Annotated in this window: 19 protein-coding genes; 6 read left to right on the plus strand and 13 right to left on the minus strand. The window is 61.9% G+C overall.

Features of this window, described 5'->3' with window-relative positions; all coding sequences use genetic code 11:
- Positions 1–104: 104 nt before the first annotated feature.
- Positions 105–959, minus strand: a complete 855-nt coding sequence (locus RRH01S_RS19735; protein WP_042473836.1) for an alpha/beta fold hydrolase — start codon at positions 957–959, stop codon at positions 105–107.
- Between the two features lie 170 nt (positions 960–1,129).
- Here RRH01S_RS19735 and RRH01S_RS19740 point away from each other — a divergent pair, with 170 nt between their 5' ends.
- Both RRH01S_RS19740 and RRH01S_RS19745 read left to right on the plus strand, forming a co-directional pair.
- Positions 1,130–1,900 (plus strand): class I SAM-dependent methyltransferase, encoded by a 771-nt coding sequence (locus tag RRH01S_RS19740; protein WP_034520050.1) that lies wholly within the window; start codon positions 1,130–1,132, stop codon positions 1,898–1,900.
- 193 nt (positions 1,901–2,093) lie between these two features.
- Positions 2,094–2,534, plus strand: a complete 441-nt coding sequence (locus RRH01S_RS19745) for a lipid-binding SYLF domain-containing protein (protein WP_034520052.1) — start codon at positions 2,094–2,096, stop codon at positions 2,532–2,534.
- A gap of 206 nt (positions 2,535–2,740) precedes the next feature.
- On the opposite strand, the gene RRH01S_RS19750 is transcribed toward RRH01S_RS19745, so the two are convergent.
- Entirely contained in the window at positions 2,741–3,637 is an 897-nt protein-coding gene (locus tag RRH01S_RS19750; RefSeq protein ID WP_042473840.1) for a LysR family transcriptional regulator, read from the minus strand.
- Positions 3,638–3,905: 268 nt separating this feature from the next.
- On the opposite strand from RRH01S_RS19750, the gene RRH01S_RS19755 reads away from it, so the two are divergent.
- A complete protein-coding gene (locus RRH01S_RS19755) occupies positions 3,906–4,640 on the plus strand; it encodes an SDR family NAD(P)-dependent oxidoreductase (protein ID WP_007694458.1) in 735 nt (244 codons plus the stop codon).
- Positions 4,641–4,729: 89 nt separating this feature from the next.
- Positions 4,730–5,329: an NADPH-dependent F420 reductase gene (locus RRH01S_RS19760; protein WP_042473843.1), complete on the plus strand. Its 600-nt coding sequence runs from the start codon at positions 4,730–4,732 to the stop codon at positions 5,327–5,329.
- 253 nt (positions 5,330–5,582) lie between these two features.
- Here RRH01S_RS19760 and guaA read toward each other — a convergent pair whose 3' ends face one another.
- From guaA to RRH01S_RS19775, 3 genes are all read right to left on the minus strand, one after another.
- A complete protein-coding gene (guaA, locus tag RRH01S_RS19765; RefSeq protein WP_007694471.1) occupies positions 5,583–7,145 on the minus strand; it encodes a glutamine-hydrolyzing GMP synthase in 1,563 nt (520 codons plus the stop codon).
- Between the two features lie 103 nt (positions 7,146–7,248).
- Positions 7,249–7,890 carry a 5'-methylthioadenosine/S-adenosylhomocysteine nucleosidase gene (locus tag RRH01S_RS19770; RefSeq protein WP_012650843.1) on the minus strand — a complete coding sequence of 214 codons (642 nt, stop codon included), beginning with the start codon at positions 7,888–7,890 and terminating at the stop codon, positions 7,249–7,251.
- The gene (locus RRH01S_RS19775; protein WP_007694473.1) at positions 7,887–8,336 is read right to left on the minus strand and encodes a PaaI family thioesterase; all 450 of its coding nucleotides are present in this window, start codon (positions 8,334–8,336) and stop codon (positions 7,887–7,889) included. Before RRH01S_RS19775 ends, RRH01S_RS19770 begins: the two co-directional genes overlap by 4 nt.
- A 160-nt stretch (positions 8,337–8,496) precedes the next feature.
- Between RRH01S_RS19775 and RRH01S_RS19780 the strand changes: the two genes are divergently transcribed.
- Entirely contained in the window at positions 8,497–9,573 is a 1,077-nt protein-coding gene (locus tag RRH01S_RS19780) for a DUF2252 family protein (RefSeq protein WP_042473846.1), read from the plus strand.
- A 28-nt stretch (positions 9,574–9,601) separates the two neighbouring features.
- Here the strand turns inward: RRH01S_RS19780 and RRH01S_RS19785 are convergent, their stop codons facing one another.
- Genes RRH01S_RS19785 through RRH01S_RS19800 form a run of 4 tightly spaced genes read right to left on the minus strand, consistent with a single transcriptional unit; the run spans position 9,602 to position 14,696 of the window.
- The gene (locus RRH01S_RS19785; RefSeq protein ID WP_042473850.1) at positions 9,602–10,687 is read right to left on the minus strand and encodes a DUF1513 domain-containing protein; all 1,086 of its coding nucleotides are present in this window, start codon (positions 10,685–10,687) and stop codon (positions 9,602–9,604) included.
- 5 nt (positions 10,688–10,692) lie between these two features.
- Positions 10,693–11,814 carry an imelysin family protein gene (locus RRH01S_RS19790; protein ID WP_042473852.1) on the minus strand — a complete coding sequence of 374 codons (1,122 nt, stop codon included), beginning with the start codon at positions 11,812–11,814 and terminating at the stop codon, positions 10,693–10,695.
- On the minus strand, positions 11,814–13,373 hold the full coding sequence (locus RRH01S_RS19795; RefSeq protein ID WP_042473856.1) for a di-heme oxidoreductase family protein: 1,560 nt from the start codon (positions 13,371–13,373) through the stop codon (positions 11,814–11,816). Before RRH01S_RS19795 ends, RRH01S_RS19790 begins: the two co-directional genes overlap by 1 nt.
- 45 nt (positions 13,374–13,418) lie before the next feature.
- Positions 13,419–14,696, minus strand: coding sequence for an imelysin family protein (locus RRH01S_RS19800; protein WP_007702870.1), 1,278 nt, complete (start codon positions 14,694–14,696; stop codon positions 13,419–13,421).
- A gap of 218 nt (positions 14,697–14,914) precedes the next feature.
- Here RRH01S_RS19800 and RRH01S_RS19805 point away from each other — a divergent pair, with 218 nt between their 5' ends.
- On the plus strand, positions 14,915–15,418 hold the full coding sequence (locus RRH01S_RS19805; RefSeq protein WP_034520069.1) for an HPP family protein: 504 nt from the start codon (positions 14,915–14,917) through the stop codon (positions 15,416–15,418).
- A 6-nt stretch (positions 15,419–15,424) separates the two neighbouring features.
- Here the strand turns inward: RRH01S_RS19805 and RRH01S_RS19810 are convergent, their stop codons facing one another.
- The 4 genes from RRH01S_RS19810 to queG form a co-directional block, all read right to left on the minus strand.
- Entirely contained in the window at positions 15,425–16,714 is a 1,290-nt protein-coding gene (locus RRH01S_RS19810; protein WP_012650847.1) for an RsmB/NOP family class I SAM-dependent RNA methyltransferase, read from the minus strand.
- 219 nt (positions 16,715–16,933) lie between these two features.
- A complete protein-coding gene (locus tag RRH01S_RS19815; protein ID WP_012650848.1) occupies positions 16,934–17,302 on the minus strand; it encodes a septal ring lytic transglycosylase RlpA family protein in 369 nt (122 codons plus the stop codon).
- A 397-nt stretch (positions 17,303–17,699) separates the two neighbouring features.
- Positions 17,700–18,572 (minus strand): SDR family oxidoreductase, encoded by an 873-nt coding sequence (locus RRH01S_RS19820; protein WP_037221022.1) that lies wholly within the window; start codon positions 18,570–18,572, stop codon positions 17,700–17,702.
- Positions 18,572–19,729 carry a tRNA epoxyqueuosine(34) reductase QueG gene (gene queG / locus RRH01S_RS19825; RefSeq protein WP_037221023.1) on the minus strand — a complete coding sequence of 386 codons (1,158 nt, stop codon included), beginning with the start codon at positions 19,727–19,729 and terminating at the stop codon, positions 18,572–18,574. Before queG ends, RRH01S_RS19820 begins: the two co-directional genes overlap by 1 nt.
- Between the last annotated feature and the right edge of the window lies 1 nt (position 19,730).

Consider the following 19,730-nt stretch of genomic DNA (forward strand, 5'->3'; position numbering starts at 1 on the left):
GTCCGTCTCCTTGTTTGAACCGGCCTCGTCGGCCTGATATCGGAACGACGAATGGCGTTTTCGGAAACCGACAGTGTCTCGCGAATTTTTCGCGATCTCGGCCTCTATCGACGCTGTGCACCGGTGTGAGCATCGATGGCCGCAATGATTTCATCCCAATCCTCGGGATGAATTTCATGGCCGCCGCCCTCGAGACGAAGAAGCTTCGCGCCTTCGATGGTTTCCGCCAGCAATTCGCCATGCTCGACCGGGAAGATCGGGTCCGCCGTACCGTGGATGATGAGAAGAGGCGCGGCCAACTCGCTGAGCTTGTTCTTCCACGCTTCCCCGCCCTTCAGCATGAAATGATTGGTCGCACTGACGAAATTTTGAGCGCGCTTGACGTCGCGCTCGACAAGATTGCGGGCACCTGCCTCATCATAGGGGTGTGCCGTGCCGGCAATCATCCGCGTATCCTTGACGATGAAATCGATGACCTGAGCGTTGTCGGTCCAATCGATGCTCTCGCCTGCCGCTGCGTGCTCCATGTAGCTATCGCTGGTCTGCGGTAGAGCAGAGGTGTCGATGCCGATCGGCGTGGTGGAGATCAACGTCAGCGTTCTCACCCGCGCTGGATGGGCAAGGGTTGCGATCTGCGCGATCATCCCGCCCAGCGACATGGCGACCAGATGGGCGCTGCCGATGCCGTAGGCGTCGAGCACATGCACTGCGTCTTCGGCCATGTCGTCCATCGTATAGGGAGAGCTGCCCGGCTCATAGAAGGTCGAAAGGCCGGTGTCGCGATTGTCATAGCGGATGACATAGCGGCCCTGGGCGGCGAGCCGCCGGCAAAACGCCTCGGGCCACCACAGCATTGAAGCCATGGCTCCCATCATAAGCAGAGTGGGTTGATCGGTCGGGTCGCCAAAAACCTGCGTGGCAATCTCCACACCGTCAGCCATGATGATTCGTTCACTCATTTCGGTTGCTCCTCCCCTTGCAGAATATCTGATTGCATTTCGCAACTGGTTTTGTCATCCCATAACCGATCTTGATATGCAACCGGTTTCCCAAGGGGTCGATAGGAACGATAATCGTTGAGGTTGCCCCATCAACCAAGTGACCGAGACAGAACCAAGCGAGGGTGGAGATGTTGAATCGTGCTGACTTCTATGACGCGGAATTAAAACGGCACAACGGTCATTTGCGCGCCGCCGCCAGCGTTGGAGTACGTGATCGCGTGCTCGATATCGGTTGCGGGGCGGGACAATCGACGCGTGAGGCTGCCCGTATCGCGGTGGAAGGCGACGCGATCGGCGTGGATACGTCCTCGGAGATGCTTGAGGTTGCGCGACGGCGCTCCAAAGAAGCGGGCTTGCAAAATATTGCGTTTGAAGAGGGTGATGCCCAGCATCACGCATTTCCTGCTGCCAGCTTCGATCTCTGCATCAGCCGGTTCGGCGTGATGTTCTTTGCCGATCCGGCGGCGGCGTTTGCCAATATCGCCCGCGCGCTGCGTCCGGGCGCGCGCCTTGCATGGATGGTGTGGCAGAGCCAGGCGCGCAACGAGTGGTCTGGTGCCATTCGGCGAGCCCTGGCCCCGGAAACCGCAGTTTCCGCAAATGCCCTCACACCGTTCTCACTCGGCGATCCCACCATCGCCACAGAACTTCTGAGCACGGCCGGCTTTGTTTCGATCGATTTTATCGACGTGCGGGAACCGGTCTTCTATGGCTCCAACGTCGATGCGGCGTTTGATGCGCTCATCAATCTCTATCTTGTGAAGGATGCGCTTTCGCGAACCGAGGAAGCGCCTGACAAGGCATTGCAGCGGCTGCGCGATCTACTGGGCGCGCATATGACCACGGAGGGTGTACTCTTTGACTCGCGTGCATGGATTATCACCGCTCGGAGGGGATAGGGTGGTTGACATTGGATGCTCGGATGAGCCAGCCTCCCGTTCCCACCCGATTACTTGGATGTGCTCTAACGCTTTGTTATTATCGTGCTTTGGAACCAATGACGCGCGAAACTGTTCATATATAACTTTGATACGACGCTGACGTCGTGCCCGGCCGGCTGGGTTAAGCGGCGCTCTAGAGGAATAGCTCATCATGAAGATCTCGTCCGGATTTCGTTCAGTCACGGTTGCCGCCATCGCTGCCGTGGGAATTGGCTTTGCCAGTGCCGCGCATGCCGACAGCGGCACGATCCGTTTCGCCGTTTACAAGGCGGCCTTCTTCGTCGGTGGCTCCGGAGGCGAGGGCACGTTGACCTTCCACGGTCGCAAATATCCGGTCTCGATCGGCGGCATCTCGGGCGGCCTCGCTTTCGGGGCCTCCAAGACCTATTTCCAAGGCACGGTGCGCCACATTCGCCGCGCCCAGGATGTGTCGGGGATCTATGGTGCAGCGGGTGGCGGCGGCGCAGTCGGCAAAGGGGCTCAGATGATCGTCATGACCAATGACAAGGGCGCCCAGCTCGAACTCACAGGTAGGCAGGTAGGTCTGCAGATCAACGCCGATATCAGCGGTCTGAGCATCACGGTGAAGTAAGGGCGCCACACCCTTCGTTCTTCCTCGGATAGGCCCGATTTGCTGAATTTGGCGATTGGGCACGTCCGGGAAAGGTGTCCGGAGAATGCCCTTCGCCCCGGTTGCGATACGGCGCAACATTCGCGGATTGAACGACGTCGCTTCAAGCGATCGCGGCTCGGCTTGCGACCGGATTACGGCAGGCGCCGCCAGCGGCCTGCCGGGCGTCAGTCGCGCGATATGGACAGCCCTGCGAGAAGCGGAGCGTATGCGGCGAGCCTGCGGAATACGAACTCCGTGAAGAGCCGCACGCGCTTCGTCTTACGTGTCTCTCCCTGCGTGAGAAGCCAGAGCGTTCCATGCATGTGCAGGTCGGTGCCCGGCACCCTCACCAGGAGGGGGTCGGCATCTCCGACGAAGCACGGCAGTGTCGTCATCCCGAGCCCTTGCCGTACTGCAACGATTTGCGCCTCGCCGTCCGTGGTCCTGAACGGAACCCCTGTGGTACGAACCTCGCCCTCGCTGGCCCAATCCGGAATTCCATGAATGCTTATGACGATCCACCGGACGGGATCCGGCGCACCCGCATGCCATGCGGCCAGCCGATCGCGAGACATGTAGACGCCGCTGAAGAGCTCCGGTCCCTTCAGGCCGTGAAGATTGAGCGGCAGGGTTTTGCGGTCGTAGACGACGCGGATCGCGACATCGGCCTCTCGGTTGGTCAGATTTGCCAGCTCGCCGGACGACACGATGTCCATCTCGATGTCCGGATGCAGACGCGCGAAATCGGCAAGATCCGGCATGAGCAGATGTGTCGCAAGGGTCGGAGCCAACGTCACCCGCAAAAGTCCGCGCACGCTTTGGTCGCGGCCGAAGACACGCGTCTCCAGCTGGTGCGACGACGCTTCCATCTGGTTCGCGAGCTCGAGGACCTCCTCGCCCGCGGCCGTCAGGCGGTAGCCCGATGGCAGCTTTTCGAACATCTGCGCTGCGAGGCGTTCCTCGAGCTGAGCGATGCGTCGCAGCACGGTCGAGTGATACACCCCAAGGCCCTCGGCGGCAGCCCGCACTGAGCCTCCGCGCGCCACGGCAAGAAAGTAGCGAATGTCATCCCAGTCGATCATGGTGCAATCCGGCACCACGCGGTGCGCCTTCCAAAGCTCGTATCCAACGCATCGTACAGCAGTACGGGCGGTCATCATAGCTTATGCCGACGAGCGCGGCTCGATTCCGAACGGCGGACACCGATCGTCGCGGCAGGCACCAGTCGTCCAACCGGATCAATTTTGCACCACCGATGTGCGCGCTTCCGCACTCAACAACTGACGCCGGCGGACCCATTTCGAGGTCCTCGGAGGCAGATATTGTCCCGACACCACGAAAGGAGAAATCATGGGAAAGCTTGAGGGTAAGGTTGCAGTCATCACGGGTGGATCGAGCGGCATGGCGCTGGCGAGCGCCAAGCGGTTCGTTGAAGAAGGCGCCTATGTCTTCATCACGGGCCGGAAACAGGAGGCGCTGGACGAGGCCGTCAAGTTGATCGGCCGGAACGTGACCGGCGTGCGAGGCGACGCGGCCAATCTCGACGACCTCGACCGTCTGTTCGACACGGTCAAGCGGGAAAAGGGCAAGATCGACATCCTGTACGCGAGCGCCGGCATGGGCGAAGCCGTCCCTCTGGGCGAGATTACCGAGCAGCATTTCGATGCGGCCTTCGGCCTGAATGCGCGCGGCACCCTGTTTACGGTTCAGAAGGCGTTGCCGCTGTTCAACGATGGCGGATCGATTTTCATGACCGGGTCGGTTGCTTCGATCAAAGGTTTTCCGGGTTACAGCGTGTATGCGGCAAGCAAGGCGACGTTGCACGCATTCGCACGCGGGTGGCTCAACGAACTGAAGGGCAGGAATATCCGGGTGAACGTGCTGCACCCGGGGCCGATCGCCACGCCGATGCAGGACCAAGTCCTCACCGAGGAGGCGAAGCAGATGTTCGAATCTCTGATCCCGCGGGGAAAGATGGGTCGTCCTGAGGAAATTGCGGCGGCCGCGCTGTTTCTTGCTTCAGACGATTCGAGCTTCGTGAATGGGGTGGAGTTGTCTGTCGACGGCGGCTTCTCGGCCATCTGAACTCGCGCCGGAGCGCCACACAACGAAACGGATAATCCGGCGCTGCTGAAGGCCGGGGAATCAATATCAACACGGATTGGAGAAGTATCATGAGCTATGCGATTGTAGGATTCGGGAGGATAGGCCAGGCCCTTGCCCAGGCCTTCGCCCGTAACAACATCGAGGTGGCCGTCGCGAGCCGCCGGCCGGCCGAGGTGTTGGCGCCGCAGGCTCGGGCGATTGGACCCAAGGTCGTCGCAAAGTCGCTGCGGGATGCACTCGAGGCTGACACGATCATCTTGGCGGTCCCGTTCGGGGAGTATCGCGAGGTTGCGAAGGCCCTGCCGAGCTGGAAAGGCAAGACGGTCATCGACGCGATGAACGCGTTTCCAGTCCCTGAAGAGCTGGACGGCCTCCCGTCCTCCGCCTTCGTTGCGGAGGCGTTCACGGGCGCCAAGCTCGTGAAAGGTTTCAATCACTTGATCGCAGCCACCCTGGCTACCGATCCGGTCGTCGAGGGCGGCCACCGGGTCGTCTTTCTGTCGAGCGACGACCAGGACGCGATCGCTCCCGTGGCGGCCTTGGCCAAACAACTCGGCTTCGCACCCGTCGAGCTGGGAAAGTTCGACGAGGGTGGCGCGCTGGTGCACGCACGCGGCCGCACTTGGGGCCAGCTCATCTTCCAGGATTTGTTCAAGAAGGAGCAGTAATCGATCGACAACCGTGTGATCGACGCCGAGAACCGGTCGCGCGCTAGCTTCTTCGAGCAGCGCGCGACCGAATATTTGAAGGCCACAAAGTCGCGAAGGTTGGGGTCGGCCTGACGGCGCCGTTCGAAGAGCGGGGAGACGCCCGACAGAGCGGTAGATCTGCGGGTCGCCTAGAATCTTTCGACTGCTATCGATGGCCTAGGATTCGCTCGAGTGTCCTCTGCTATCCGATACTACTCCGCGGTACTCCCCTTCACTCCCACTCGATCGTGCCCGGCGGCTTCGATGTCACGTCATAAACGACGCGGTTGATGCCGCGGACTTCGTTGATGATGCGGGTCGCGGCGCGGCCGAGGAATTCCATGTCGTAGTGGTAGAAGTCGGCGGTCATGCCGTCGACGGAGGTGACGGCGCGCAGTGCGCAGACGAATTCGTAGGTGCGGCCGTCGCCCATGACGCCGACGGTCTGGACCGGCAGCAGCACGGCGAAGGCCTGCCAGATGGCGTCGTAGAGGCCGGCCTTGCGAATTTCGTCGAGATAGATGGCGTCGGCTTCGCGCAGGATCTCCAGCTTCTCGCGGGTGATGCCGCCCGGGCAGCGGATGGCAAGACCCGGACCTGGGAAGGGATGGCGGCCGATGAAGCTGTCGGGCAGGCCGAGCTCCTTGCCGAGCGCGCGCACCTCGTCCTTGAAAAGTTCACGCAGCGGCTCGACGAGCTGCATGTTCATGCGCTCCGGCAGGCCGCCGACATTGTGGTGCGACTTGATGGTGACCGAGGGACCGCCGGTGAAGGAAACGCTTTCGATGACGTCGGGATAGAGCGTGCCCTGGCCGAGGAAATCGGCGCCGCCGAGCTTCTTGGCTTCCTCTTCGAAGGTCTCGATGAACAGACGTCCGATGATCTTGCGCTTGGTCTCGGGGTCGCTGACGCCCTCCAGCTCGCCGATGAAGCGCTCGGAAGCGTCGACATGCAGCAGATGCAGATTGTAGTGCTCACTGAACATGGCGACGACATTGGCCGCCTCGTCCTTGCGCATCAGGCCATGGTCGACGAGGATGCAGGTAAGCTGGTCGCCGACCGCCTCGTGGATCAGGAGGGCCGCGACGGAGGAATCGACGCCGCCGGAGAGCGCGCAGATGACGCGCTTGTCGCCGACCTGATCACGGATCGCCTGCACCGCCTTGGCGCGATAGGCCGACATCGACCAGTCGCCCTTGATCCCTGCGATATTGTGAATGAAGTTGCCGATTAGCTTGGCGCCGTCGGGCGTATGCACCACTTCCGGATGGAACTGCACGCCGTAATATTTGCGCTTCTCGTCGGCGATGAAGGCATAGGGGGCGTTCGAGGACGTGGCGACGACTTCGAAACCGTCTGGCAGCGCGGTGACGCGGTCGCCATGGCTCATCCACACCTGATGACGCGAACCGGAGGACCACAGGCCCTCGAACAGCGCGCAATCCTTGTTGACGTCGAGGAAGGCGCGGCCGAATTCGCGGTGATGGCCGCTTTCGACCTTGCCGCCGAGCTGCATGCACATGGTCTGCTGGCCGTAGCAGATACCGAAGACCGGCACGCCGCTGTCGAAGATGATCTGCGGCGCTCTAGGCGAGCCTTCGTCCACGGTCGAGGCCGGGCTGCCGGAGAGGATCACGGCCTTTGGCTGCAGCCGCTTGAAGCCGGCGTCGGCGGATTGGAAGGGGACGATCTCGCAATAGACGCCCGCTTCGCGCACGCGCCGTGCGATGAGCTGCGTTACCTGGCTGCCAAAATCGACGATGAGAACGGTATCGGGCTGTGCTGTCTGGGTCATGGCGAGCCTTTAATGAAAAGCGCTTTCGCTGGCAATCGGGCAAATCGCGGCGGAGCCGAATTTATTGTCCCGATTGTCCTCAATTCTAGCGGTTTCCGGTCCTTTAGAACCAGAATACGCCGTCTTCAAGGGCGGTGAACAGCCCGTCGACGGCATTGGAAAGCTTGCGGTCGATGATATGCAGATATTCCGTCCAGTCGGAAATATGCTGCAGATCGACCTTTCCGTCGGAAATGCCGCGCAGCCCGATCAGCGGTCGGCCAAAGGCCTGGCAGGCCCGCAGCACCGCATAGGTCTCCATCTCCACCATGTCGGCAGCAATCCGGCCATAGGCCTCCGCGCCGGAAATGATGTTGCCGCCGGTCGAAAGGCTGGCCTCCGGAACGCCGGGAATGCGTAAAGGCAATTCTATGGTGGCGGGCAGGTCGAGGAAGGGCGTGCGGCCCTTCTCGAAACCAAGCGGCGAGGCATCCATGTCGCGATAAGACACGGAGGTGGCCTGATAGACTTCCGTCTGTTCCAGCCTGGCGGAACCGGCCGATCCCAGCGATACCACGAGGTCGGGAAGGTCGTCCTGCGCTTCGAGCCGTGCAAGCGTGCGTGTCAGGACAACCGCTGCCTCGACCGGGCCGACGCCGGTGATCAGCGGTTCGAAGCGGGACCGCAAGAAGGGGCCATATTCGGCTTCGGCCGCCATCACGAACAGGATGGATTTTCCCGATACGCGCTTCAGTTCGAATGTCATCCGGTAATTCCCTCTCGGCCCCGTATGACCATCATTGTCCCGGTCATGGAGGCAATCAGCTTGGCAGGTCCATCGCCGATGGCATAGCCACGCCCGTCGGCAACGATGATGGTATTGCCCGGCTTGGTCACTTCGCCACGAAACAGAAAGCGCTCTCCGCGTCCCGGCGACATCAGATTGACCTTGAATTCGATGGTGAGGATCGAGGCTGTGGGGTCGATGAGGCTATAGGCCGCGAAACCGCAGGCCGAATCCAGCGCCGCCGAGATGATGCCGGCATGCAGGATGCCGTGCTGCTGCGTCAGCTTGACGTCGAATGGCAGCTCGATCTCGACCATGCCATGTTCGACGCGCGTCAGTTCCGCGCCGATCGTCGCCATCGCCGCCTGCCGCTCGAAACTCGTCCTGATGCGCGCCCTGTAGTCGCCGCTGTTTTCCCCGGTCATGCTGTTCCCTTTCGCGGGTGCGAAATTGGCATGGCGGCGCCGTTTGGACAAGGCTTATGCGGCGGAAATCGACCTCGGGGAAATGATGCAGCCGCGACATTGTTTTTCCATGATGCGCGGTTTTCAGTATGTTCAGCAAGAGATTCGAGATGGAGCTTAAATGGCGACGATCCTGCAATCGACCAAAGCCTATGAAAGCTGGATGCGGGCACAGCTCGGCGCCGATCTGGTGGTGGCCGATCTCGAGAAGAAGTACAAGAAGATGAAGAGTGGCGGCTTCGTCTTCCTGCGCGCCACCTATTGGCGCTGGGCCGAGACCATCTTCGACATCTGCCCCGACCTTGCGGATGCGCCGCAAGTACTGGCGATCGGCGACACACATCTGGAAAATTTCGGCACCTGGCGCGACGAGGAGGGGCGACTGGTCTGGGGCGTCAACGATTTCGACGATGCCGCGACCATGCCGTATATGCTCGACCTGGTGCGGCTGGCGGCGAGCGCGATCCTGGCGCGCGGCGATGACGGCCCGACGCCGCGTGTCATCGCCGATGCGATTCTGGGCGGCTATCGGCGCGGCCTGCAGAAGCCCTCGGCGGTTATTCTGGAGCGTGACTACAAATGGTTGCGCAACGCGGTGATCCTGTCGAACGCCGAGCGCAAGGCATTCTGGGATAAGTTTCGTGACCTGCCGCCGACGGCCAAACCGGTGCCGGAGCCTTATCTCGATGCTCTGCGACGGTCGCTGCCGGACCCGACACTGACCTTCGTCCCCAAACCGCGCACCGCCGGCACGGGCAGCCTCGGCCGCCCGCGTTTCGTCGCCGATGTCGAATGGCGCGGCGGGCCGGTGCTGCGTGAGGTCAAGGCGCTTGCCCAATCCGCCTGGTCGCTGCGGCATAATCCATCGGACACGGCAATCCATACGGGCGTCATCGCCGCCGGCCGGACGCGTTCTCCCGATCCGCGTTATCAAGTAAAGGGCAAACTATTGGTTCGCCGCCTGTCGCCGAACAGCCGAAAGATCGAAGTCTTGGGCGATGCGCAGATCCTGCTGTCGTCCGATATGCTCGACCTGATGGGCTTCGAGATCGCCAATTGCCAGGCCGACAACGCCTCGCACATTCCGGGGGTCTTGGCCGATCTCGACAAGCGCGGTGGCGATTGGCTGAGGATCTCAGCCAAGGCGGCGGCTACGGCGATTAGCGCGGAGCAGGCGGAGTTTGCCAAGCGGTGGTGAAGTGGATGCGGGGCCAACGTCGCATGCCTCAGCCACGCCCGATCCGCACAATATGCTGGTCCCAGGCCACATCGCTGCGCTGCCCCAGAAACTCGCCGCGATAGGACGACACCGCGAACCCATGTTCTGCCGGCGCGATCCCCGCCGCATCCGCTACGCTCTCGACCTTCAGCACCGCCCCGGTCTTCGCGTCCAGCGTCACGGAGGTGCCTTCGACCGGCGATGTCACGCCGACGAGGTTGTCGGCGCGGTTGACGGCGATGGCGCCGACATAGTTGCCGAGCGCGCGGGTGGTGTCTTCTGGCAGGGGGACGAAGGTCAGATCCTCGCCCTTGGCGAAATGGCCGACGAGCGGCGGCAGGTCGTTGCGGCGGCCTTCGTACTGGCAGGCGAACCAGATGCGGCCGGTGGCGTCGATATCGACGTGCCGGGTGGAGACCTGGGCGTATTGTGGCGGCAGGGCATGCTTTTCGATCAGCCGGCCCGTTGCCGCGTCGATCAGCGTCAGCGACGGCTCCATGTGGTCGAGATTGAGCTTGGTGCGCCCGAAATCCGGATGCGTCTCGATACCGCCATTGGCGACGATCAGCAGCTTGCCGTCGTCCGAAACGGTCATGTCGTGCGGCCCGGTGCCGTAGGTCTCGTATTCGCCGATGCGGGTAAAGCGGTTGCGGGCGTCGTAGATGCCGATCATGCCCTTGTTGGCGTCGAAATCGTTCTCGCTGGCATAGAGCAGCTTACCGTCAGGCGAAAACGTGCCGTGACCGTAGAAATGCCGACCCTCGCGCGCGGTGATGACGATAGGCTCGCCCTTGGTCCAGGGATCGAAGATCATCGCATAGGTGCCGGGCCGGCGGGCAAAGGCGACGGTCTTGCCGGTCGCCTTCGAAAAGGCCATGCCGTGGGCGCGGGCGGGCAGGGCTATCAGGTCGATAATCTTACCGCGTTCGGTGACTGTCGCGACGGCAAAGGAGCCGTCAGCGGCGCGCATGCCGGAGGCGTAGACCGCGTCGGCCCGCTCCAGCGCCATCAGCGCGCCGGGTTTCAGGGCTGCCAGAAAGGTCAGCCCCGCCGCCTTGACGAAGGCCCTGCGGTCGATCAGCGCGCTCCGCATCGCCGTCAGTCTCCGTCGGCGAAGGAGAAGCCGGCGGAAAGGCCGATCGCGCCGCCGTAGTTGTCGCTGAAGCCGGTGGTGAGGTCGCGGGTGTCGGCAAGCAGTCTGTCGATCTTGGCACGGTCGGCGTCGCTTGCGATCGCCGCGTCGATATCGGGATTGATCGTCGGTGCGGTGGCGATCAGCTTGTCGAGAAGCGCGTCGATCTTGCCGGCCATGTCGCGCTTGTCGGCGGGCAGGAGGTCGGCCATCCCAGCCTTTTCCCAGAGCGCCTTCAGCCCTTCGAGATTGGCGATGAGCGAGGTCCAGGTGTTGCCGGAGCGCCAGTAGATCGCCATTTTCGGCCGCGCTGCCGCCGGATCGCCCTTGTAGAAGGTTTCCAGCCGCTGGTCGCGCACGTTGCCGGCACCATGAACGAGGATGCCGAGCAGCGCCGTCACCGCCTCCTTGTTGTCCATGAATTCTTCGCTGTCCTTGCCGGGGTTCTTCCAGGACTTCTGCACGCCGTTCGGATCATCCCATTCGTCGGCGATTTCCTTGGAGACATTCTCGATATTGCCGGCAATGGCAGCGCCATAGCGGCAACGGAAGCCCTGCTTCTCGGAGCTGAGAACGCTGGAGCCGTTGCCATAGAGCACATATTCCAGCGCCGTCATGCTCATCAGCGCCACGCTCTTGCCGGCGACGGCCTCGACGGTGGTGTCGTGCTCGTCGGCCTTGGCGATCAGCGCCTGTACCTGCTTCAAACCAACGCCCTTGCGGTCGGGGTAGAAGAGGATGTGCTCGAAGCGGTTCTTTTCGATGATCGGCCCGGTCTGCACGATCTCGATGCGCGACCAGCTCTTTACCGTATCGCCGAAGGCGGAGTGGGCAGCGGAAAGGCTTGCCGCGGACGGATCGGCGCAAAGCGCCTTCATTGCGGTCGTCAGCTTCGAGGCGCTGTCATGAACGGCGCGGTAACCGGGGCGGATGACGTCGTCGATTGCCTTCTGCATCACTCCCGGCACGGCCGCCTCGTTCAGGCCGGCGCCGTTGGTCGTTGCCTCCTGGGCGCCGGCAGGCAGTGCCGTGAGGCTAAGAAGGAGGCTTGCGGCAAGCGGCTTGGCAAGGGATGTCCAGGGGCGCATCAGAGAGACTCCAGAAAGTTGATGAGGGCTTGCCTGTCGTCCGGCGGCAGGTTTGTGAAGGTATTGCGGGCTTTCTCCGCCTCTCCCCCATGCCAGAGGATGGCTTCGGTCAATGTGTGGGCGCGGCCGTCGTGCAGGTAGGCTTGCCGACCGCTCACCGTCTGCGTCAGGCCTATACCCCAGAGTGGTGGCGTGCGCCAATCGCGGCCGGATGCCACACCCACCGGCTGGCCGTCCGAGAGGCCGTCGCCCATGTCGTGCAGCAGGAAATCGGAATAGGGCCAGATCAGCTGGAAGGCTTGAGCCTTGTCCTTGCCGTCGCTGCCCTTGAGATCGTCGCGCGTGACGAATTTCGGCGTATGGCAGGCGGGACAACCGGATTGATAGAACATGTCCTTGCCGCGCAGCACATCGGGAAAGCTCGCCTTGCGGCGGGCGGGCACGGCGAGGTTTTCCGAGTAGAAGGTGACGAGATCGAGGATCGGCCCCGGAGCCTCCGTATCGCCGAGGCGCTTCTGCACGCCGGTCGGCATGGAGAGGCATTTCGGCTGCTTGACCGTGCAATCGCCATAGGGATCCGGCCGGTCGGGGGTGGAAATGCCGATATCGGCGGAGAACGCGCTGGCCACCTGATCGCGCACGCTCGCATTCTGCGCTTTCCAGCCGAAGCGGCCGAGCGCAAGTTCGCCGGTACGATGATCACGGACGATGGCGGCGCGGCCGCGAATGCCGTCGCCGTCTTTGTCATCCGGATCGGCATGGGCGAGGATATCGGCTTCCGGAATGGATTCGATGAGACCAAGGCCGATCATCGGCGGCGCGATGCGTGCCGAGAGCGTCGTCGTCTCGCCGAGGGGGCCATAGGCAAGGTCGGCCAAGGCATAATGCGGCTTGCGCAGAGTAATGATCTCGCCGCCCGAAAGCGTCACCGTCTCCTCGGAATAGCTGACGGCCACCTTGCCCTCGGCGGCAAGGCCCGGCACGGCGAGATCCTGCAATTGCGCGCCATAGGTAGCGTCGGGGAAGTTGATCGCCTTGAACTCCCGAAGCGCCTGTTCCTCCTCCGGCGTGATCGCCGGCCGTGCCAGGCGCAGCACCATCGATGTGGCGGCGGTTCCCGCCGCATCAGGCGGATGGCCGCGACCGTCGCGGATGTGACAGCTCTGGCAGGAACGGGCGTTGAACAGCGGGCCTAGCCCGTCTGAGGCTTGCGTGGAGGAGGGGGCGGAAACCCAAAGCTTGCGGAAAAGCGCATTGCCGAGATGGAAATTCTCTTCGCGCTCGAGGCCAAGATTGGCCGAGGGCTGCGAGAAGATATCGCGGCTGACAGGAGCGATCGTCGTGGTCGCGCCGCTCTCCATCGCCTCATAGGGCTCGGCTTTGGAGAAATCCGCAGTCGGCCGGGTAATGTCCTGCACCCGCTTTAGCTGTTCGGGGGAAAGATCGGTGCGGACGGACGGAAAATTCAGAATCTCCGCTGCGGCCAGGGTGATGGAAAAAACCAAAAAACCCGCGACGAAGGCGGGCAGGAGGGCGCGGCGAGCCGGAATGCGGGTCATATGTGTCGGAGCGGCAGCGCTTGAGACGCTGCCGCTCTCCCTTACTTACTTCTTGAAGACAGCGTTAGGATTATCCAGGCTGTCCGAGCCTTCAAGCTTGATCGTGCCGAGATCGAGAGCGGCGACGACGCGCTGAATGCTCTTCGTCTGGTCGAGCAGGCCGTCGATCGCCTTCTGTACGGTGGCGTTGCCGACCGTGTTGCCTTCGCCGATCATCTGGTCGTACTTCTCGACCGTTTCGCCGCGATGAACCATCGCCTTCATGGCATCGAGCGTGGCGTTGAGCTTGGTTTCGACTTCCTTGTCGAGCGCCTTGTCCTTGGCGGCGACCAGGTCGTGCAGCGACGGACCCTTCAGCTTCTTGCCGTCGATGCGCGTATAGTTGCCGTTATAGGCGGCAGCGATACCGATGGCGTCGTTGTTGTGCGAGTTGTAGGTGTTATCCGAGAAGCAATCATGCTCTTCTTCCGGATCATGCAGCAGCAGGCCGAGCTTCATGCGCTCGCCGGCGAGTTCGCCGTAGGAGAGCGAGCCCATGCCGGTCAGGATGGCGGCAAGGCCAGCCTTCGGATCGGCTTCGACATGCTTGGTGGCTTCGCCATCCGGCGTCCACTTTTCGGTCATTTCCTGCAGGTCGGAGACGAGCAGGGTGGAGGCTGACTTCAGATATTCGGCGCGGCGGTCGCAATTGCCGTGCGTGCAATTCTTCAGGTCGTAGTCGGTGGCGGGACGTTCGCCAGCGCCGGGACCGGTGCCGTGCAGGTCCTGACCCCAGAGCAGGAATTCGATGGCGTGATAACCGGTCGCGACATTGGCTTCGACGCCGCCGGCCTGATGCAGCGTGCCCGAGAGGAATTCCGGCGTCAGATGCGAGGTGTCGACATCCTTGCCGTTGATCTTGATCGTCTTGTTGGCAATGACATTGGCGACATAGAGCGAATTCTCGTCGCTCTCGGTGCCGTAGGAGGCGTCGACATAATCGATCAGGCCTTCATCCAGCGGCCAGGAGTTTACCTTGCCTTCCCAGTCGTCGACGATCGGATTGCCGAAGCGGTAAACTTCCGACTGCTGATAGGGAACACGCGCCTTGATCCAGGCGGCCTGGGCAGCCTTCAGCGTCTTGTCGCTGGGATTGGCAAGCAGGGCATCGATGGCCTTGTCGAGCGCCTTGGCTGTGATCAGCGAGTCCTCATATTTAGCATGCGCGACTTCGGCATAGTGCTTGATGATGGCGGCCGGCTCAGGAGCCTTGGCGAGCACTGGGACGGCTGATGTCGCAACGGCCAGCGCCAAAGCGGCGGCTAAATTGATTTTCAATTTCATGTTCCCTCTCCTATGACGGCTGGGGCACCGTCAAAAACTTGGCGATTGGTGTCATGTATTAAAAATAAACTGGTGTCAAACGCTCTAGTTTGTGACGATTTTCGAAGATAGGAAATTACCGATTCAGGTCCCGTCAATGGAATAGATTTGCTTGAAAAAGTGGCAGATACAGTTCAAAAAATAGGCAAGTTGAGTCCAATCGAGTCTTCAAGCCCTCCATGCATCGCCATTTCAAGCATTTCATTCACCGTCATGAGCCGGAAGGCCACTGGCACGGACATCTGAAATCCGGAATCGGCGCGGTTACGGGCATGGTCGCGGTCGGCGGTCTGACGATTGCGACCGGCATTCCGCTGCTGATCGCACCCTTCGGCGCGACGGCCGTCCTGATCTTTGGCCAGCCGAAAAGTCCGTTGGCGCAGCCGGCCAATGTGCTTGGCGGTTATCTCCTGGCGGCACTGGTCGGCAGCCTTGCCATGGCGCTGTTTCCGGGTCTCTGGTGGGCGGCGGCCATTGCCGTCGGCCTTGCCATCGCCGGTATGCTGATGCTGCGGGTCACACATCCGCCCGCGGGTGCTGTGCCGTTGGTGGCGCTGGGCTCGCATCTGTCGGCCTGGACGCTGTTTACGGTGGTCGGTCTCGGCGGCCTGCTCTTGATCGCCATCGCCGTGCTGCATCATCACATCCCGCCGAAACAGCAATATCCGCTGCGGGCGGAATGAACTTCCTTACTGCTTGCGCTGCAGGCGGCAGAAGAAGAAGCCGTCGGTGTCGGTCGATGCCGGCGTCAGCGTGATGGTCTTGCCATCCGAGGAGCGCGGCTTCGGCGCGTCGTTGCCGAACAGCTTTTCCCAGGAACTCAGTGCCTCGACCACCTCGAACTCCGGATTGTTGGCGGCGAAGCGGTTGACCTGCGTTTCGTTTTCGTCCGGCAGGACCGAGCAGGTGACATAGAGCAGCATGCCGCCCGGGCGAACGAATTCGCCGGCCTGGGCCAGCGCTTCCTGCTGCTGGCTGATGCGTTCGTCGAGGTTCTTTTGCGTCAGCCGCCATTTCGTATCGGGACGGCGGCGCCAGGTGCCGGTGCCGGTGCAGGGCGCGTCGACCAGCACCTTGTCGAATTTGCCGCGCAGGGCGAGCAGAGCGTTGCGCTCGTCGTGAACCTGGACATTGCGGGTGCCGGCGCGCTTCAATCGCTCGATGATCGGCGCGAGCCGCCGACGATCGGTATCATAGGCGTGGACCTGGCCCTTATTGTGCATCGCCGCCGACATGGCGAGCGTCTTGCCACCGCCGCCGGCGCAATAGTCGAGCACCTGGTCGCCCTCCTGCGGCAGGACAAGATCGGCAACGATCTGCGAACCCTCGTCCTGAACCTCGAACCAGCCCTTCTGGAAGGAAAGCTCGGCGGTGACGTTCGGCAGGCGTGACGCGCCTTCGCCGGCGGGAATGCGGATGCCGTTGCGGGCGATCTTCGAGGCTTGCGCTCCGGCGCGCTCCAGCGCCTTGACCGCCTTGTCGCGGCTGGCCTTCAGCGCGTTGGCGCGCAGGTCGAGCGTCGGCCGCTCGGCCAGCGCCTGTGCCTCGGCCAACCAGCTATCGCCAAAGGCCTGTTGGAAGGAATGTTCGACCCATTCGGGGATATCGCCCTGGATATGGCGGGGTGCGTCGCCGAGCTTGCGGGCGGCAAAGGCGGTGAGCGCCTCGGCGCTCGGCGCTTCCGGCGCGAATTTGTCGCCATCGAGTTCGGCGGCCAGCGCCTCGGGCGTCAGGCCCCATTGGCGGAAGAGGACGGCATGGGCAAGTGCGGATGGGCTGTCGTCACCCATCAGCCAGGCATGCGACAGCCGCATGCGCAGGGCGTCGTAGACGATGTTGCCGATCGCGGCCCGGTCGCCGGAGCCGGCGAAGCGATGGGCAAGCCCCCAATCCTTCAGGGCGTCGGCCACCGGTCGCTTGCGCGTTTCGATATCGGCAAGAACTTCGATGGCACCCTGCAGCCGGCCGCCCAAACGCATTCACTACTCTCCTGCTTGGCGCATGGCCCCGAACATCACGATCGATAGTCGTAAAGGTTCATGCGCGCATCATGATGTCGCTGACACCTCATCAATCCGCACGAAGATATAGCACATGGCGGCAGATTATTGAGACGTCTCAACCGCGTGGTAGCCGCGATTGACGGAGAGAGCAAGCATTACGCCAAAACGCCGGATCGTTACCGGCGAATTCGCGGATTATCTGGAAGCGACGATTTCGTAGCAGACCTTGGCCGTGCCGGAGGAAACCATGCCGATATCCTGTGCGGCTGCACGGGAAAGATCGAGTACCCGGCCCCGAATGAAAGGTCCGCGATCATTGATGCGAACGACGACGCTGCGGCCGTTATTGCGGTTGGTGACCTTCAGGCGTGTGCCGAAGGCAAGCGAGCGATGAGCGGCAGTAAGACGAGAGGAACTCATCCGTTCCCCGGAAGCAGTCTTGGTGGTTCCGCCGTACCATGATGCGCCCCCGCATCCCGTTGCTGCAAATGCATCCGTAGAAAGGAAAGCAAAAGAGGCGGATATAGTCGCGGCGATCGCAATAGCACGATTGATTTTCTTCAAACCGATTTTTCCCTCAAGCAATTGAACTTGCGCCCGGTAGGCGGTGCGGGCTTAAATCGGGCGAAAAATGGCGAAAAAGTGCCTCTACAGATCACGGAATATTACAGACTGTAACATTTGTGATTCAGGGCAATTAATATGACAAGGTGTCGAAAAAGTCAGATCTTGGAAAAAACCTAATGGAATCAGTTAAAAACTGAATAAATTTTCTTGGACCATCGGCGCCATACGAAAGATCACGAAAATCGGAAAAATAATTTTCCGACTTTGCCATAATCGCTGCCGCATTTGTGCAATTTTAGAGATCGTTAACCACAAATGCGGAGAAAATTGAACTAGGCAGGGTGGCTTGGTAGGAATTTTCGTGCGAAATGGCTGGGAAAATTCGAGGCTTTGCTCAGCCGCGCCAGCGCCCCGAAGCCCATAGTTCGGCGAGCGACATGCGGTATTCCGGATAGCGGAAAAGGAAGCCGAGGGAGCGCAGTTTTGCGTTCGAAACGCGCTTGTTCTCGCCATAGAACGAACGCGCCATCGGCGTCAGTTCCGCCGTCTCGAAAGGCTGTTCCGGCGGTGGCTCGACACCCATCAGGCGGGCCGCTTCGACAATGATATCCTGCGGCGCGGTCGGTTCGTCGTCCGTGACATTATAGATGCCGCCGAGACGGCGGTCGGAGAGGAACTTGGCGCAGGCGCCGATGTCTTCGACACGGATGCGGTTGAACACCTGGTTTGCCTTGATCAGCCGTCGCGCCGTACCCTTTTCCAGATTGCTGAAGGCATTGCGGCCGGGACCATAGATGCCGGCAAGCCTGAGCACGGCGACCGGAATGCCAAGCCGGGCGCCGACGCGCAGCCATCCATCCTCCGCTTCGACGCGCTCGACGGAGCGGCTGGAAACCGGATGCAGCGACGTCTCCTCGTTGATCCACGCGCCCTTGTGATCGCCATAGACGCCGACGGTAGAAAGGTATCCGATCCATTCGAGCTTCGGCATCAGCGTGGCGACATCGAGATGCGCCAGCCTGAGCAGCGGATCGCCCGCCGTACCCGGAGCGATCGACTGGATGAGATGCGTTGCGGATTTCATCGCCTCGGCGAGCGCCGGATCGAGCGTCTCGCCGTCGAAGACGAAGGCTTCCACGCCTTGTCTGGCGAGAAGATCGGTCTTGTCGGCCGAGCGGGTCGTGCCGGTGATGCGGACACCGGAGCCGGCGAAGGCCTTGGCGATGGCGGTTCCCGAATAGCCGCAACCGAAAATCATCACATGCATCATGCCACTCCCGCCAGTTTCCATTCGACGCGGACATCCGCGTCCGGCTCGTCGGTTCTTTCTGCCGCAAAAGCGAGGAATTCGCCAGCCGTCATCAGCCGCGACAGCGCCCAGACGGCCATGCCGCGCACTACGGGCGAGGGATCGGCGGAGAGACGACGGCAGGCCCCAATCAAGGTGCGATCATCGGAATTGCCGGCGGCGATCAGCACGTTGCGGACGAAGCGGTCGCGGCCGATGCGCTTGACCGGCGAGCCGCTGAAGAAGGCACGGAAGGCGGCATCGTCGAGCTCAAGCAGAAAGGCGATCGACGGTTCCTTGAGATCTTCGCGGGCGATCAGCTTCATCTCCGACGCCGAGCTGGCGAACTTGTTCCAGGGACAGGCTGCGAGACAGTCGTCGCAGCCATAGATGCGATTGCCGATCAGCGGCCGGAGCAGCGGATCGATCGGACCTTTATGTTCTATGGTGAGATAGGAAATGCAGCGGCGCGCGTCGAGCTGGTAGGGCGCCGGGAAGGCGGCCGTCGGACAGGCGTCGAGGCAGGCGCGGCAGGAACCGCAATGGTCGATCTCGGCCTGGTCCGGCTCCAGATCGGCGGTGGTGAACATCGAGCCCAGAAACAGCCAGGAGCCATGCGTGCGGCTGACGAGGTTGGTGTGCTTGCCCTGCCAGCCGAGCCCGGCAGCAGCGGCCAGCGGTTTTTCCATGACAGGTGCTGTATCGACGAAAACCTTGACGTCTTGCTGCGAGCGCGCCGCAAAGCGGGTGGCAATCTCCTTCAGCCGGCCTTTGATGACGTCATGATAGTCGCGATTACGGGCATAGACGGAGATGGCCGCCTTGTCGGGCTTCTCCAGGATAGTGCGCGGGTCTTCGTCGGGGCCGTAATTCAGGCCGAAGACGGCGATGGAGCGCACATCGCTCCAGAGCATGCGCGGATCGCCGCGGCGTTCGCGGGTCTCTTCCATCCACGCCATGGTGCCGTGATAGCCTTGCTCGAGGAACTGGTCGAGCCTGACGCTGGCTTCGGGGATGGCATCCGGCCGGGTGATGCGACAGAGATCGAAGCCCTGCGCCCGTGCTTCGGCGCACAGAAAGGCGGTCAGGCTGCGCCGCCGCCTGCTTTCTTTTTCCGCTGCACGGTCTTCGGGCATG

Origin of the sequence: Rhizobium rhizogenes NBRC 13257, from assembly GCF_000696095.1 — a bacterium.
Taxonomy (GTDB): Bacteria; Pseudomonadota; Alphaproteobacteria; order Rhizobiales; family Rhizobiaceae; genus Rhizobium; species Rhizobium rhizogenes.